Annotated in this window: 14 protein-coding genes and 1 pseudogene; 8 read left to right on the top strand and 7 right to left on the bottom strand. The window is 72.4% G+C overall.

What is annotated here, in order from left to right; translation table 11 throughout:
- Window positions 1–8 precede the first annotated feature (8 nt).
- The 6 genes from ACGF8A_RS20305 to ACGF8A_RS20280 all read right to left on the bottom strand — a co-directional run bounded on the left by ACGF8A_RS20305 (window position 9) and on the right by ACGF8A_RS20280 (window position 6,759).
- Entirely contained in the window at window positions 9–1,082 is a 1,074-nt protein-coding gene (locus tag ACGF8A_RS20305) for a hypothetical protein (protein WP_393110016.1), read from the bottom strand.
- Between the two features lie 293 nt (window positions 1,083–1,375).
- On the bottom strand, window positions 1,376–1,792 hold the full coding sequence (locus ACGF8A_RS20300) for a hypothetical protein (RefSeq protein ID WP_393110014.1): 417 nt from the start codon (window positions 1,790–1,792) through the stop codon (window positions 1,376–1,378).
- 101 nt (window positions 1,793–1,893) lie between these two features.
- The gene (locus ACGF8A_RS20295) at window positions 1,894–3,105 is read right to left on the bottom strand and encodes a pyridoxal phosphate-dependent aminotransferase (protein ID WP_393110012.1); all 1,212 of its coding nucleotides are present in this window, start codon (window positions 3,103–3,105) and stop codon (window positions 1,894–1,896) included.
- Window positions 3,106–3,545: 440 nt separating this feature from the next.
- A complete protein-coding gene (locus tag ACGF8A_RS20290; RefSeq protein ID WP_393110010.1) occupies window positions 3,546–3,803 on the bottom strand; it encodes a hypothetical protein in 258 nt (85 codons plus the stop codon).
- Window positions 3,804–3,852: 49 nt separating this feature from the next.
- Window positions 3,853–5,463, bottom strand: a complete 1,611-nt coding sequence (locus ACGF8A_RS20285; protein WP_393110008.1) for an amidohydrolase family protein — start codon at window positions 5,461–5,463, stop codon at window positions 3,853–3,855.
- Window positions 5,464–5,472: 9 nt separating this feature from the next.
- Window positions 5,473–6,759 (bottom strand): amino acid deaminase, encoded by a 1,287-nt coding sequence (locus ACGF8A_RS20280; RefSeq protein WP_393110006.1) that lies wholly within the window; start codon window positions 6,757–6,759, stop codon window positions 5,473–5,475.
- A gap of 129 nt (window positions 6,760–6,888) precedes the next feature.
- Between ACGF8A_RS20280 and ACGF8A_RS20275 the strand changes: the two genes are divergently transcribed.
- From ACGF8A_RS20275 to ACGF8A_RS20255, 5 genes and pseudogenes are all read left to right on the top strand, one after another.
- Window positions 6,889–8,016, top strand: coding sequence for a sugar kinase (locus tag ACGF8A_RS20275; RefSeq protein WP_393110004.1), 1,128 nt, complete (start codon window positions 6,889–6,891; stop codon window positions 8,014–8,016).
- Window positions 8,013–8,774, top strand: coding sequence for an IclR family transcriptional regulator (locus tag ACGF8A_RS20270; RefSeq protein WP_393110002.1), 762 nt, complete (start codon window positions 8,013–8,015; stop codon window positions 8,772–8,774). Before ACGF8A_RS20275 ends, ACGF8A_RS20270 begins: the two co-directional genes overlap by 4 nt.
- A complete protein-coding gene (locus ACGF8A_RS20265) occupies window positions 8,771–9,181 on the top strand; it encodes a RidA family protein (RefSeq protein WP_393110000.1) in 411 nt (136 codons plus the stop codon). The genes ACGF8A_RS20270 and ACGF8A_RS20265 overlap by 4 nt, the downstream gene beginning before the upstream one ends.
- Before the next feature lie 96 nt (window positions 9,182–9,277).
- Window positions 9,278–9,403: pseudogene (locus ACGF8A_RS20260) on the top strand (hypothetical protein); the annotation flags it as partial.
- A gap of 58 nt (window positions 9,404–9,461) precedes the next feature.
- Entirely contained in the window at window positions 9,462–10,007 is a 546-nt protein-coding gene (locus ACGF8A_RS20255; RefSeq protein ID WP_393109998.1) for a hypothetical protein, read from the top strand.
- Here the strand turns inward: ACGF8A_RS20255 and ACGF8A_RS20250 are convergent.
- Window positions 10,004–11,359, bottom strand: coding sequence for a M14 family metallopeptidase (locus ACGF8A_RS20250; RefSeq protein WP_393109996.1), 1,356 nt, complete (start codon window positions 11,357–11,359; stop codon window positions 10,004–10,006). The two genes, ACGF8A_RS20255 and ACGF8A_RS20250, sit on opposite strands and share 4 nt — an antisense overlap.
- A gap of 1,119 nt (window positions 11,360–12,478) precedes the next feature.
- Between ACGF8A_RS20250 and ACGF8A_RS20245 the strand changes: the two genes are divergently transcribed.
- The 3 genes from ACGF8A_RS20245 to ACGF8A_RS20235 all read left to right on the top strand — a co-directional run bounded on the left by ACGF8A_RS20245 (window position 12,479) and on the right by ACGF8A_RS20235 (window position 15,421).
- Window positions 12,479–13,387, top strand: a complete 909-nt coding sequence (locus ACGF8A_RS20245) for an anti-sigma factor RsbA family regulatory protein (protein WP_393109994.1) — start codon at window positions 12,479–12,481, stop codon at window positions 13,385–13,387.
- Window positions 13,388–13,475: 88 nt separating this feature from the next.
- Window positions 13,476–13,970 carry an ATP-binding protein gene (locus ACGF8A_RS20240; protein ID WP_393109993.1) on the top strand — a complete coding sequence of 165 codons (495 nt, stop codon included), beginning with the start codon at window positions 13,476–13,478 and terminating at the stop codon, window positions 13,968–13,970.
- Window positions 13,971–14,092: 122 nt separating this feature from the next.
- Window positions 14,093–15,421 (top strand): Nramp family divalent metal transporter, encoded by a 1,329-nt coding sequence (locus ACGF8A_RS20235; protein ID WP_393109991.1) that lies wholly within the window; start codon window positions 14,093–14,095, stop codon window positions 15,419–15,421.
- Window positions 15,422–15,440 lie beyond the last annotated feature (19 nt).

The raw sequence follows: 15,440 nt of genomic DNA, 5'->3' as shown, positions 1-15,440 counted from the left end.
TGATCCCCCTATCCGCGCGCCCGGCGCGCCATCTCGTGCAGCACCTCGAAGGTGGGCACGGGCACCAGCCGCACGTTCAGCTTCCGCATCAGGTAGTCGGTGTGCTTGGCGGTGGCCGCCGTGAACTCGGGGGAGGCGCCCTGCGGGCGGAACCCGTACCGTACGGCCAGTTCGCGCAACGCCGGGTCGGTGGAGAGCAGTTGCCCCAGTGCGCGGCCCTCGTCGGTCAGCGGCACGACGGTGTGGTCGCTGATGGCGGTGATGTCCGGGTAGAGGACGACGAGGTCGTCGGCGCCCTGGCCGGCGGCGAGCAGGGAGGCCACCTGGGACTCGTAGACGAGGACGAGCGGGTTGCCGGCGCCGCTGATGAAGTCCCGGAAGGCACCGTCCGAGCTGGACTGCTGGGCGCCCTGCACGGTGACCAGCTTGCGCAGCAGCGGCGCGGTGCGCTCCACGTCGGCCTCGCTTGCGACGACGTCGCCGTCGTTGTCCACGTAGGAGGCGGCGGCCAGGTAGAGGGCGCCGGAGTTGGAGGTGACGGGATCGCTGCTGGCGATGTAGAGCGTCCCGCTCAACTCCCCGTATCTGCTGGACCCCTTGAGCTGCTGCCAGGTGCGGTCGTCCCGGGCGGCGTCGAGATAGGAGTCCATCTTCAGTGTGCCGCGGTGGGGTTCGTCGAGCGTGGCGAGCCCGTTGGCCGCGAGCACCTCGGCGGCGCCCCGGTGGGCGACGACGACGAGGGGGGAGTAGAACGGCCGCGGCAGCGGCTTCCGCGCCCGGTACTTGCCGGCCAGCGCGTCGGCGGGTGCCGTGCTGGACGGGAAGGCGAAGTCGTAGCCCTTCAGGTCCAGGTCCTCCATGGCCCACGACCCGGACGGCTCCGTCCTCACGGTGTAGCCCTTGGCGGCAAGGGCGTCCACGACCTGCGGGTCGGCGAAGAACTCCGCCTTCTCCGACCCGACCACCCCGCGCACGGTCTTCGTTGCCGTGCCCCGGTCCCCGTTGTCCCGGCCCGCCACGACGGCCGCCACCACGCCGCCGATCAGCAACACCGCGAGGACAATTCCTGAGATTCGTCTCACGCCGGCAAGCGTGCTCCCGGAACCCAACGTTCCCCGGCGTCCGTGGTGAACGACGGGTGACTTGAAGGTCCCGGTACGCAACGTCGCCCCAGTGCGCGCAACCGCGCGATCAACCCGGGAGGACAGAAAAGCCGCAGGACGACGAGGCGGCCTACGGCGAACGGTGCGGCTCGGTGAGGACGAGGCGGCCTACGGCGAACGGTGCGGCTCGGTCCGGCGCGGTGTGTGGCACCCGGTCCGCGCGTCGCTGCGGGTGCACGCGGACCGGGGCCGATCGAGGGGCCCGGGAGGGCTCAGTGGGCGGCGAGACCACGGGGCGCGAGCATGGCCGCGTGCGCGTCCATCCGTTCGGCCGCCAGGATCGCCCCCGCCGTGTCGGCGCGGGACGCGGCGACCAGCAGCGCGCGGCCGGCCAGGGTGTGGGCGCGTCGGTGCAGCGCGGCGAGATGCGGCCCGGCGGCAGCGGTCGCCGAGGTGCGGGCCGGCGGCCGGCCTCCCCGCAGCCGGGCCACCTGCTCCGCGAGCCGTGCGGCGGCGGTCTCCAGGTCGGCCGACGGGGCCAGCGCGCGCAGCTCGTCGGTGACGGCGAGCAGCGCCGCGAGGTGGCCCGCGAGCTGGATGTCCAGCTCTTCCTCACGGGAACGGTGGGGGAAGTCGGAGGAGGTGCCGGCCATCGTGTGGACCGACTTGGCGCGGATCGGTTCGTACATGGGATGGCCTCCTGTGCTCGACAGAAGCCATCCTACCTTAGATTTCGTCTAAAGTTGAGTCCTTCACAAATCAGGGGATCCGCGTATCCGCAGCGTGAGCGTCAGGGCTGGCTGTAGCCGTCCAGGAAGTTGCCGATCCGGCCGACCGCGTCCCGGAGATCCGCGACCGTGGGCAGGGTCACGACCCGGAAGTGGTCGGGTTCCGGCCAGTTGAAGCCCGTCCCGTGCACGACCATGATCTTCTCGCGCCGGAGCAGGTCAAGAACCAGCCGGCGGTCGTCCTTGACCTTGAAGATCTTGGGGTCGAGGCGGGGGAAGAGGTAGAGGGCGCCCTTGGGGCGCACGCACGTCACGCCCGGGATCTGTGTGAGCAGTTCGTGGGCGACCTCCATCTGCTCCTTCAGGCGGCCGCCCGGCAGCACCAGGTCGTTGATCGACTGGCGTCCGCTCAGCGCGGCGACCACGCCGTGCTGGCCCGGCATGTTGGCGCACAGGCGCATGTTCGCCAGGATCGTCAGGCCCTCGATGTAGGAGTCGGCGTGCGCGCGGGGGCCGGAGATCGACATCCAGCCGACCCGGTAGCCGGCCACCCGGTACGCCTTCGACATGCCGTTGAAGGTGAGGGTGAGCAGGTCGGGGGCGACCGAGGCCGTCGGGATGTGCGTGGCCTCGCCGTACAGGATCTTGTCGTAGATCTCGTCCGAGCAGACCAGCAGGTTGTGGCGGCGGGCGATGTCGGTCAGGCCCTTGAGCACGGCCTCGTCGTAGACCGCGCCGGTGGGGTTGTTCGGGTTGATGATCACGATCGCCTTGGTGCGGTCGGTGACCTTGCGCTCGACGTCGGCGAGGTCCGGCATCCAGTCGGACTGCTCGTCGCAGCGGTAGTGGACGGCGGTGCCGCCCGACAGGGACACCGCGGCCGTCCAGAGCGGGTAGTCCGGCGCCGGTACGAGGACCTCGTCGCCGTCGTCCAGCAGGCCCTGCATGGCCATGGTGATCAGCTCGGACACGCCGTTGCCGATGAAGACGTGCTCGACGTCCGTCTCGATGCCGAGGGTCTGGTTGTGCATGACGACCGCGCGGCGCGCCGCGAGCAGGCCCTTCGCGTCGCCGTAGCCGTGGGCCGTCGAGACGTTGCGGAGGATGTCCTCCAGGATCTCCGGCGGGCATTCGAAGCCGAAGGCTGCCGGGTTGCCGGTGTTCAGCTTCAGGATGCGGTGCCCGGCCGCTTCCAGGCGCATCGCCTCTTCGAGCACCGGGCCCCGGATCTCGTAACAGACGTTGGCGAGCTTCGTCGACTGGATCACCTGCATGCCTGGGAGCTTACGGCCGCCCGCCGACCCCGGCGTCGTGTCTTCCACCACGTGAGACGCCCCACGCCGGGGGTGTGCACCCCTCGTCGCCCTCGCGGCCACGGCGTATCCCTGGGATGCGGCGCCCTGTCAGAGCCCCCCAGAACGGGTGACCCCCAGGATCCGCCGAACGTGTACGTGCAGCGGGAGCCGGTACGCCCGCCCGCCTACGAGGAGTACACCGATCCCTCCCGCCGCGCACGGCCGGCAGAACGCCTACGACGAGACGCCGGGAACCGCCCCCGGTGACGGTCCCGGTGCCGGGCGGCTCCCGCCGCAAGCCCGGGCCCTGGCGTCGCCGGCGGGTGGCGGTGGCGGCCGGCGCGGTGGGCGCGGTGTCCGCAGCGGCGCTGATCGCCGGGCACCGCCGGGCCGGGCTCCGGCGGTGGCACGCAGGGCGGTCAGGACCGGACGAGGTCGACCCCGGACACCTCCGGGGGCGCCGAGCCCTCGTCCTCCTCCAGGGCGGACGAGGGTGCCTCCGCCGTGCCGGCGCGGGACGGCGCGAGCCCCTCGGCGGCCGCTCCGGCCCCGGACCCGTCGCGGAGCGCGGGTGACGTCAGCGCCTCACCCACCCCCACCGGGGCCGGCCCCACGGCGTCCGCCGCGACTCCCACCGCCACGGAGAGCCCGTCGGCCGACGGCCCGGGCAACGCCAACGGCGATCCCGGGCACGGCCGCGGCGGCATCAAGGGCCCGAATGAACTGTCACAGGGGCGTCCGGCGCACCGCCCGCCCCGCCAGCACGTCGGTGCGCCGGCCGTCCTCGATGACGAACCGTCCGTCGATCAGCACGTGCGGGATGCCGGTCGGGAGCGTGCGCGGCTGGTCGAAGGTGGAGCCCGCGGCGACCGTGACCGGATCGAAGAGGACCAGGTCGGCCCGGTACCCCTCGCGGACCACGCCCCGGTCCGGGAGCCGCAGCCGGGCCGCCGGGCGTGCGGTCAGCCGGGCCACGCACTCCTCCAGCGACAGCACCCCCAGTTCCCGCACGTACCTGCCGAGGTAGTGCGGGAACGTGCCGTACGCGCGCGGGTGCGGCTTGGCGCCCTGGAGGATGCCGTCCGAGCCGCCCGTGTGCACGCGGTGCCGCATGATCGCCTGGACGTTCTCCTCGTGGCCGACGTGCTGCAGGATCGTGGGCCCGAGACGGTCCTCGACCAGCAGCCGGCGGGCGGTGACCCAGGGCGCCTCGCCGCGCAGGGCCGCCGAGTCCTCGACCGTACGGCCGACGTACGCCTCCAGGGCCGGGTCGGCCACGCCGGAGATCTCGATCGTGTCCCATTCGACGGGTACGCCGTGGCAGCCGTCCGCTCCGGCGACCTCCAGGTCGTGCCTGATCCGCTCGGCCGTCCCGTCGTCCGCCAGCCGCCGCAGGATCTCCTCCGGCCCGCCCTCGCCCGCCCAGCTCGGCAGCAGCGCCACCAGCGTCGTGCAGCCTGGCGTGTAGGGGTATGTGTCCAGGCTGATGTCCGCACCGGCGGCGAGGGCGTCGTCCAGCAGGGACAGCAGTTCGGGGGCGCGGCCCTTGTTGACGCCGAAGTTCATGGTGGCGTGGGCCAGGTGCAGCGGGCAGCCGGCCTCCCGGGTCAGGGCGACCATCTCCTCGTAGGCCTCAAGGGCCCCGGCCCCGTACGAGCGGTGGTGCGGGCAGTAGTAGCCGCCGTACCGCGCCACCACCCGGCACAGCTCGGTCAGCTCGGCGTCCGGGGCGTACATGCCGGGCGTGTAGGTGAGCCCGGACGACATCCCGACCGCGCCCTGCTCCAGGCCCTCCGCCACGAGTCGCCGCATCCGGTCCAGCTCCCGCGGGGTGGCCTCGCGGTCCTCCCAGCCGACGGCGAGCGCGCGGACCGTTCCCTGCGGGATCAGACAGGCGGCGTTGACCGCGATGCCCCGGTCCAGCCGGTCGAGGTACTCCCCGACCGAACGCCAGTCGAAGTCGACGTCGTCGCCGTGGCCGTTCCAGCCGGTGATGGCACGGCGGACCTCGCCGAGGGTGCGGTCGTCCACGGGGGCGTACGACAGCCCGTCCTGACCGATGACTTCGAGGGTCACGCCCTGCGCGGCCTTCGCGCTGTGGTCGGGGTCGCGCAGCAGGGCGAGGTCGCTGTGGGCGTGCATGTCGACGAAGCCGGGGGACAGGACGAGGCCGCCGGCGTCCAGCTCCCTGGTGGCGGTGGGGCGCAGGCAGCCCGCGGCCGCCGCCTCCTTGACGATCGAGACGATCCGGCCGTCGTCCACCACCACATCGGCGCGGTAGGCGGGGGCGCCGGTGCCGTCGACGACGTCCGCGTCACGGATGACGAGATCTGCCATGCGGGGCCCCTAGAAGAACGTACGGACGTACTCGACGACCGTGCCGTCCGCCTCGGCCACCGGGATCAGCTGCCACTTGTCGAACGACGTGCACGGGTGGGACAGCCCCATGCCGAGCCAGTCGCCGACCCGGAGGTCCGCGTCCGGGTCCGTGCGCAGCCAGGCGTGCTGGTCGGACAGCGCCGTGACCTCGATGCCGGTCGCCGGGCGCTCGGTGCCGTCCCGGCGGACGACCTGCGCGACGGGCAGGTCCAGGTCGTAGGCGGCGTCCCGCTTCCCGGCGTTGACGAAGGCCTGCTCCGCCGAGGGCCGCGACACCACTTGCGCCCAGAGCCGGAACGCGGGCTCCAGGGCGCCCTCCCCGGCGACCCGGTTGAAGGGGGTCAGCTTGCGGTAGTGCCCGTCGTCGTGCGAGACGTACGCGCCGGAACGCAGCAGCTTCAGCACCGGCAGGCTCAGCTCGGGGATCTCGGCGAACACGTCGGCCACCGCGTCGAACCAGGCGCTGCCGCCCGCGCTGACCACGATCTCGTCCAGCCCCTGGAAGCGGCCCGCCTTGTCGAGGTCCGCCGCCAGCGCCACCAGGCGGCGCAGCCACGCGTGCACCCGCTCGGGGTCCGCGTCCGGCACCTCGCCCTCGTAGCCCGCGACGCCGGCCAGGCGCAGGGTGGGCGCGGCGGCCACCGCGTCGGCGACCCGCGCGCACTCCGCCTCGGTGCGCACGCCGGTGCGGGCGCCGTCACCGGCGGCCAGTTCGACGACGACGTCCACGGGGCGTTCCGTGCCGCGCAGTGCCGCGTCCATCAGTTCGACGCCGCCTACGGAGTCGACGTAGCAGACGAACGCGAAGGAGGGGTCGCCCGCCAGCTCGGCGGCGATCCAGCGCAGGGCCGCCGCGTCCACGAGCTCGTTCGCCAGGAAGATCCGCCGGATCCCGAACGCCCGCGCCACCCGCACCTGGTGCGGCACGGCGAGCGTGATGCCCCAGGCGCCGCGCTCGATCTGCCGCTGGAAGAGCTGCGGCGCCATCGTGGTCTTGCCGTGCGGGGCGAAGGCGAGACCGTGGCGGGTGGTGTACGTCGCCATCAGCCGGAGGTTGTGTTCCAGGTGCTCGGCGGAGAGGGCGAGGACCGGGGTGGTGAAGCCGCCGGTGAAGAGGTTGCGGCGCTGAGCGGCCAGGTCCGCCACGGACAGGCCGCCGGCGTCGGGCGGGAGGCCCTTGAAGCGGTGGTCGACGCGTTCCTCGGCGAGGCCGGCCAGCGCTTCGGTGGCGATGCTGCCGGGGTCGAGGGCCATGGAGCCTCCCTGATCTGGTGCGTTGCGTTTTGTGCAACGTCCATTGCGTATGTCGCCTACTGCTGTCTAACATCTCGGCCAACGCGGGGTCAACGAAACCCGCGCCAGTGCCGAGGAGCTACGACGATCATGACCGCCACCGGAGCCGGCGACGCCCCGAACGTCGTGGACGTCGTCGCGCTCGGCGAGTCCATGGTCGCGTTCCTGCCCACCCGGCCGGGCCGCCTCGCCGACGTTCCGTCCTTCGACCGGGGCATCGGCGGCGCGGAGTCCAACGTGGCCTGCGTGCTGGCGGCGGCCGGGCACCCGGCGCGGTGGGTCAGCTCGGTCGGCGCGGACGGCTTCGGAGACCACCTGGTCGAGGCGATCGGGGGGTACGGCGTGGACGTGTCGGCGGTACGGCGCGACCCGGCGCGTTCCACCGGCGTGTACTTCCGCACGGCGGGGGACCGGGCCGGTGACGGCCACGAGGTGGCCTACTACCGGGCCGGGTCGGCGGCGTCCGCGATGACCGTGACGGACGTCGACATGGCGGCCGTGCGGGCCGGCCGCATCCTTCATCTCTCCGGCATCACGGCCGCGTTGTCGCCCGGCTGCCTGGGGCTGATGCGCGAGCTGACCGGCCCCGCGGCCGGGCGCCCGGCGGTGTCCTTCGACGTGAACCACCGTCCCGGACTGTGGCAGGACGCCGGTGGCGCCCGGGTCCTGCTGGAGCTGGCGCGCGACGCGGACATCGTGTTCGTGGGGGAGGACGAGGCCGAGGCGGCCTGGGGAGTGACGGGAGGACCCGGGGCGATCCGGGAACTGCTTGACGAGCCCGCGACGCTGGTCGTGAAGCAGGGCGCCGCGGGGGCTACGGTGTTCGAGCGTGAGCCGGAGTCCGGTGGTCGTCCGGCCGGGGGCCGTGGTCTGCCGGTCGCGGGGTCGCCCGCGCCCCCGGGGCCGGGCCGGCCAGTCCGCGTTGCCGAACGTGCCCCCCGCGTCGACGTCGTCGCCCCAGTCGGCGCCGGTGACGCCTTCGCCGCCGGCTTCCTCTCCGGCACGCTGCGGCGGCTGCCCCTCCGCGACCGCCTGCGCCACGGTCACCTCTGGGCCGCCGCCGCCCTCACCGTCGCCGGCGACCTGGCCGCCCCTCCGGCCCGTGACCACGCCGACCGGCTCGTCGCCCTGGACGACGCCGCGTGGGGGACACTTCGACTCGGCCCCGGCTGGACGCACGCAGTCGACCGGGCCCCCGAGGAGGTACGCACGCCATGAGTCAGACCGTCGACCGCGCGCTGAGCATCCTGCCGCTGCTCGCGGAGGGCCCCGCCGACCTCGGGCAGGTCGCCGACCGGCTCGGCGTGCACAAGTCCACCGCGCTGCGCCTGCTGCGCACCCTGCACGAACACGGCTTCGTCTACCGCCAGTCCGACCAGCGCTACCGGCTCGGCGCGCGGCTGTTCGCCCTCGCCCAGGAGGCGATGGAGAGCCTCGACGTCCGCGAGATCGGCCACCCCCACCTCGTACGGCTCAACGAGCAGTGCGGGCACACCGTGCACCTCGCGGTGTACGAGGAGAACGAGGTCCTCTACATCGACAAGGTGGAGAGCCGCTACCCGGTGCGGATGTACTCGCGGATCGGCAAACCCGTCGCCATCACGGTCGCCGCCGTCGCCAAACTGCTCCTCGCCGACCTCCCCGAGCACGAGCGCCGCGCCCTCGCGGAGAAGCTCGACTACCCCATGTACACGGCCCGTTCGACGCCGGACTCCGAGGCCTTCCTGCGGGAACTGGCCAAGGTGCGCGAACAGGGCTGGGCCACCGACCTCGGTGGCCACGAGGAGTCCATCAACTGCGTCGCCGCGCCGATCCGCGGCGCGGACGGCCGGGTCGTCGCCGCGATGTCGGTCTCCGCGCCCCACGTCGTCGTCACCGGCGACGAACTCCTCACCCTGCTCCCGCTGGTCCGCCGTACCGCGGACGCCATCAGCGGCGAGTACTCCGGCAGGACCCCGACGAAAGAGCCGGCATGACCGAGAAGACCGCCCTCACCCCCACGACCCACACCACCCCGCCCGCGAGGTTCTCCCACGGCGTGAAGAAGGGCAACATCCTCCAGGTCGCCGGCCAGGTCGGCTTCCTGCCCGCGGTCGAGGGCCGGCCCCCGGCGCCGGCCGGACCGACCCTCCGTGAGCAGACCCTCCAGACGCTCGCCAACGTCAAGGCGATCCTCTCGGAGGGCGGAGCCTCCTGGGACGACGTGATGATGATCCGCGTCCACCTCACGGACGTGGACCACTTCGCCGAGATGAACGCGCTCTACAACGCCTACTTCGAGGAGCAGGGCCTCACCCAGCCCCCGGCCGCCCGGACCACCGTCTACGTCGGGCTGCCCGCAGGGCTCCTCATCGAGATCGACGCCCTCGCCGTCCTGGGCTGAGCACCTCCCCGGCGCCCGCACCCCGTTTGCCGTCACGGCACGGCGCCCTCTCCCCTTGGGCGCCGTGCCGTGATCCCCCCTTGCCCGGAAAGCACCAGCTTCGCCTCGCACGTCGACGACGGCGGCTTCTGGATCGTCGCCGAGTACTTCGGCATCAGCGAGCGGGCCACGCTGAGGACATGGACGGTGCTGGAGCCCGTGCTGTCGCCGGCCGGGTTCGCGGCGGATCGTCTTCATGGACGAGTGACCTCATTCGCCCCCGGCGCCCCACGGCACAGGGATGTCCGCCATACTGCCCGCTGTGGAGCAGCGCATAGGTACGAGCAGTCAGCCCCTGGACGCCGGGATGAACCCGGCCCACATCCCCGGGCTCACCGGCCCGGACAAGGCCGCCGAGCCCGAGCCCGAGGACGCCGCGCCGGTCGGCGAGGAGGCCGGCGAGGAGGCCTCCGCGCCGGTGGAGCCCGAGGCGGAGGCCGAGGAGGCGGACGCGGAGCAGGCCGGCGGCCCCGTGTTCGAGGCCGCCGACCGCCGGGCCCGCATCGTCGCCGACGCCACGGGCGTACGCCTCAGTCTCGACGACGAGAGCTGCGAGTTCCGCTGGGACGAGATCGGCGCGATCGAGACGGAGTCCCCGCGCTTCGGCAAGCGGTTCACGGTGACCGTGCACACGCCGGAGCGCCGCTGGTACCCGATCGAGATCGAGGCCGAGTCGAAGTCCCGTCACAAGGAGTGGGACGAGCAGCTGGACGCCGTCCTGGACGCGTACTTCGAGGCCGACGGCGGCGACGACGCGGCCCAGGGCGGCGGGGAACCGCGCGGCTAGCCGCAGTACTGGGCTTCCTTTCCGATCGACCGGTACATGCAGTCGGCGTTCTCCAGCAGTTGCAGCACCGCGTCCCGGTTCCGTGAGGTCTCCCGCTCGATCACCTCGTCGGGCGGGTAGAACCCGCCGCCGGAGAACCCTCGCGGATACATCTCGAACGTGTACCCGAAGATCTTCTGCGAGCCCCACAGATAGTCGTCGATCGACCCGTCCGTGATGTACAGATCGCTGGACTGCTCAGGCGTGTAGCCGTTGCTCGCGGCCATCTTCCGCCCCACCGTGGCGAAGGCGTTCCGGTCGTCCGCCGTCATCCCGGTGGTGGTGTCGGAGTAGGTGTACCCGAACGGCCAGAGCACCAGTTCGCTGTAGGTGTGGAAGTCGATCCCGGCCTTGATCTGCTGCTTGCCGCCCACGACGCGGCTGCGTACGAAGTCGGCGACGACCTTCACCTCGGGCGCCGATTCCGGCGCACGGCCGCGGTAGGTGTCGGAGGACGGCGAGCCGGACGACCCACCGCAGCAACCCCACCGGTAGTCCCAGTTCCGGTTCAGGTCCGTACCGACGGCCGACGAACCGGCGTTGGGCTGCCGGTTCTTGCGCCAGGACCGGTACGAGCCGGTGGCGATGTCGTACTCGCCGCCGTCCGGGTTGAGGTCGGGCACGATCCAGATCTCGCGGCTGTTCACCAGGTTCGTGACGCGGGAGTCCGTGCCGTAGTCGGTCGTCAGCTCCCGCAGCAGGTACAGCGCCATCTCGACGGTGAGGTGCTCACGGGCGTGCTGGTGGTGGGTGAAGAGCACCTCGGGCTCGGCCTCGTCCGTGCCGACGTTGTCGCTGATCTTGACGGCGACGATGTTCCTGCCCTGGTACGACGTGCCGATCACCCGCTGGCTGACGAGGCCCGGGTAGGCCGCGACGGCCGAGTTGATCTCGCTCGTCATCTCCGCGTAGTTGTGGTAGCGGGAGTCGGCGGAGGGGAAGTCGAAGAGCCGGACGTCGTCCTCGCCGGCCGAGCGGTCGGGGGCGGCGCCGAGCGGGGTGATCTCGTAGCCGAGCGAGCGCAGCTTCCTGATCTGGTCCGCGCGGCCGGAGACGAAGACGGTGTGGTCGTCGGCGTCGTCCACGGTGACGCCCGCGCGCTGGATCGCCGTACGGTCCTCGGCGGTCGAGTGGGTGTGGATCTCGTACTGGCGGATGTCGTCCGCCGAGGCCGCCGCCCTGCCCGCGCTGTCGGCGGTGGCGTCGGACGCCGTCGCCGAGAGCGGGGCCGCGAGGGCGAGGGCCAGCAGGGTGGCGAGCGCGGCGGTGCGTCTGCCGCTTCGGACGCCTGAGCCGCGGATGCGAAGTCGCATGAAGTCTCCTTGGGTCTCCAGGAGTTCCGGGGTCCTCCGGAAGTGGGGAGTGGAGTTGTGGGGGTGGTTCTTCCGTGCGACGTACGACGTTCTGGTGCGGGTGTGGCGCTCATGGTGCGGGCATGGCATGACCAGGTCAAGCAGGGTTCCCGAACTGGCCGCCGAAACCGGCGGAAAACGGCCGCGGCGGACGCCGGGCGAGGGCCGCGCAGTGTACGCGGGCCGCCCCCGCCGGAATGGGGCCCCGGCACATTCCACCCGCCGGTGTGAGCGGCGCGTGCATATATGTACACGGCGAGGAAGAGTGAGGGTCGCGCACAGGACCCCACCCCTCCAAGGACTGGCTGAGCATGGGCGGATCGGCGCCACGACGGGACTGCCGGCCGACGGTCGAGACGGCCAGCTTCATCGACCGGCGGGCCGAACTCGCCGAAGGCCGCGAACTGCTGGCACGGGCCCGTCTGGTCACGCTCACCGGACCCGGCGGCGTCGGCAAGACCCGGCTCGCCGGACGCATCGCGGCCCGAGTGGCCCGCGCCTTCCCCGACGGCGTGCATGTCGTCCACCTCTCCGGCCTCCACGACCCGGCGCTCGTACCGGTGGCGGCCGCGGACGCCCTCGGCCTGCACGACCACTCCGCACAGCCACCGCTGGACGCGCTGGTGATACAGGTACGCAACCGCAGGCTGCTGCTCCTCGTCGACAACCGCGAGCATCTGCTGGGCGCCTGCGCCGAGTTGGCGGCGGCGCTGCTGCACGGCACCGCCGGTGTCCGGGTGCTCGCCACCAGCCGGCACCGGCTGGGGCTCACCGAGGAGCACCTCCTGGAAGTACGGCCGCTGCCCGTGCCCGACCCGGACGGTGATCCCTCCGGTGCCGAACCGGGCCCGGCGCTCGCCCTGTTCGCCGACAATGCCGCCGCCGTCGTCCGCCCGCAGCACCGGCCACGCCGCCCCACCGCACCGCCTACGCCGGACAACCGCCCGGCGCCCGCCCCACCGCACCGCCTGCGCACCCGTTCCACCGCCCCACCGGCGGACCCGCACCACCGCCCTACCCGGCCGCCGCGTGACCGTCCGCCCCCCACCACCACGACCCACCACGACCGACAGGAACCCCATGCCCACCCCACCGGCACTTGCCCACGGCACCTTCGACCACCGCATGGCCGTCTTCTCCACCGACGAGGAGTTCGTCGGCGCCGCCCTGCCCTTCCTCGCCGAGGGGCTCGCCGCCCCCGACGAGCCCCCGCCCGTCGCCATCGCCGCCCCCGGCAAGCTCGACCTGCTCCGCGACGCCCTCGGCGGTGACGCCCGGCACGTCGGATTCGTGCCGCACACCGAGTGGTACACCGGCTCGGCCGCCAACGCGGTAGCGCGGGGCGCCGGTTACCTGGCCGCGCACGCCGGCCCCCAGGGCCGTATCCACCTGCTGATGGAACCCGACTGGGGCGGACGTGCCGGGCGCTCCGTACGCGAGAGCAGCGAGTGGATCCGCTACGAGGCCTTCGCCAACCTCCTGTTCGCCCCGCTCGCGACCACCGCCCTGTGCGTCTACGACACCCGCACCGCGGGCCCTGCCGTGATCGCCGCCGCCCGCCGTGCCCACCCCCGCACCGGCGTCTGGGAGGACCCGCTGCGGATCGCCGCCGAGCTGGACGCCGTACCGCTGTCGCCGGTCCCGCGTGACGCGCGGCCGCTGCCCGCGCCCGAACCGCACGCCGTGCGCACCTGGGCCACCGGGCGCGGCCTGCCCGCGGCCGACGCGGAGCTGTTCGCCGCGGCCGTGTCCGAAGCGGCGGAGCCGCTCGACCCCGTCAGCCAGGTGCTGCTGTGGGGCGAGGCCCCCGGCTGCGTCTGTGAGCTGCGCTCGCCGCGCCGCGTCGACGACCCGCTGGCCGGCTTCGTACCGCCGCCCGCCGTCGAGCCGGCGCCCGGGCAGGGGCTGTGGTTCGCGCGGCAGGTGTGCGCGTACGTCGACGTGCGCGACGACGAGGCGGGCGCGGCAGTACGCCTGCAGTACGCGTAGCCCTATCCGTATGCGCACCCCGAGGCAGATATGGAATCAGGTAGTCCTCCCCGTGTGCCCAGGACCCGGCACGCAGCACTGTGAAGCCATGCTGGAACTCTCCGGGGCCGGCCGCCCGGACCCCGACCCCCGGTACGGCGCCTATCCCCAGCCACCCATGGGAGCGGGCCATGTGAGCGTCGCGTACGACCCGCGTCCGTCCGCCGTCCGGGAGGCGCGCGCGGAGGTGCGCCGGCAGCTGGAGTGCTGGGGGCCGGCCGAGCCGGACGGCGTCGGCGGCGACCTGGTCGCCACCGCCCAGCTGCTGGTGAGCGAGCTGGCCACCAACGCCCTGGTGCATGCCGCGAGCCACTTCCGGCTCACGCTGTCCGCCGCCCACGGCGTGCTGCGCTGCGAGGTCTCCGACGGCGGCCGGCGGGTCCCGCAGGTGCTTCACGCGGGCACCTCCGAGAGCGGCCGGGGGATGTTCCTGGTGGAGGCGCTCGCCCGGCGCTGGGGCTGCCACCAGGACGGCCCGGGCAAGACCGTCTGGTTCGAGCTCGGCACCTGCGCGTGCGAAAGCTACGGCCGCCGACAGCCGTAGCACGCCGGTTCCAGGCCCCGGCGGCTCACCAGGCCGCCGGGAGGCCCGCTCCTCGAAGACATCGGGTGAAGATCCCGCACGCCCTCTTGTCCACCGACCGTCCATGGGCTTTCTTGACCTTCATGGCGGACACCACGGGAAACACCAGTGAAGCAGGGGCGGCACCCGTCCTGGACTCCAACTTGGCTCCGCGTAAGTCCAGTTGGAAGTACATCGGCCCCGGAATCGTCGTCGCCGCGACCGGTGTGGGGGCCGGCGACCTGGTGGCGACGCTGATCGCGGGCAGCAACTTCGGCTACACGCTCCTGTGGGCGGCGATCATCGGCTGCCTGGTGAAGATCTCCCTCGCGGAGGCGGCCGGCCGCTGGCATCTGTCCACCGGCCGCACGCTGTTCGACGGCTGGGCCGGCCTGGGCCGCTGGACCACGTACTTCTTCGTCGTCTACGTCGTGATCTGGGGCTTCGTCTACGGTGCTGCGGCGATGTCGTCGAGCGCGCTGCCGTTGCAGGCGCTGTTCCCGGACGTGATGGACCTGAAGTGGTGGGGGATCGCCTGCGGCCTGGTGGGCCTGGTCTTCGTCTGGTTCAACAAGTACGCCGTCTTCGAGAAGGTCATGACGGTCCTGGTCGGCGTCATGTTCGTGGTGACGGTGTACCTGGCGATCCGGGTCACCCCGAACCTGGGGGACGCCTTCGCAGGCCTGCTGCCCGTCCTGCCCGACGAGAAGGACTCGGTCCTCAACACCCTCGGCCTGATCGGCGGCGTCGGCGGCACCATCACGCTGGCCGCGTACGGGTACTGGGTCAACGCCAAGGGCTGGACCAGCACCGGCTGGATGAAGGTCATGCGCCTGGACAACCGGGTCGCCTACGCCACCACCGGCGTCTTCGTCATCGCGATGCTCTTCGTCGGCGCCGAGCTGCTGCACGCCCGCAACATCGCCATCGAGGGCGGCGACAAGGGACTCGTCCAGCTGAGCGACATCCTGGCGGCCGAATACGGCACGGCGACCGCGAAGTTCTTCCTGATCGGCTTCTTCGCCACCTCCTTCACCTCCCTGATCGGCGTCTGGCACGGCGTGAGCCTGATGTTCGCGGACTTCGTGGCGCGCTACCGCAAGCGGGCGCAGACCAAGGGCGAGGAGATCGCCTCGGGCGAGCGGGAACGGTCCTGGCCGTTCCGCGCCTACCTGCTGTGGCTGACCTTCCCGCCCATGGTGCTGCTCTTCGCGGGCCAGCCGTTCCGGCTGGTCATCATCTACGGCGTGCTCGGCGCGGCGTTCCTGCCCTTCCTCGCCGGCACGCTGATCTGGCTCCTCAACAGCGACCGCACGCCACGGGAGTGGCGCAACGGCTGGGTCAGCAACGGGATGCTGACGATCGCCGGCCTGCTCTTCCTGGTGCTGTGCGTGAAGCAGATCTGGGACCAGCCGTGGGCGGACTTCTTCTAGGGACTGTCGGACGGGCCCT

The sequence above is a fragment of the Streptomyces sp. NPDC047706 genome, assembly GCF_043204795.1.
Taxonomy (GTDB): domain Bacteria; phylum Actinomycetota; class Actinomycetes; order Streptomycetales; family Streptomycetaceae; genus Streptomyces.
Note: the sequence above shows the minus strand (reverse complement) of the source record. Positions and strands in the feature narration are given on the sequence as shown.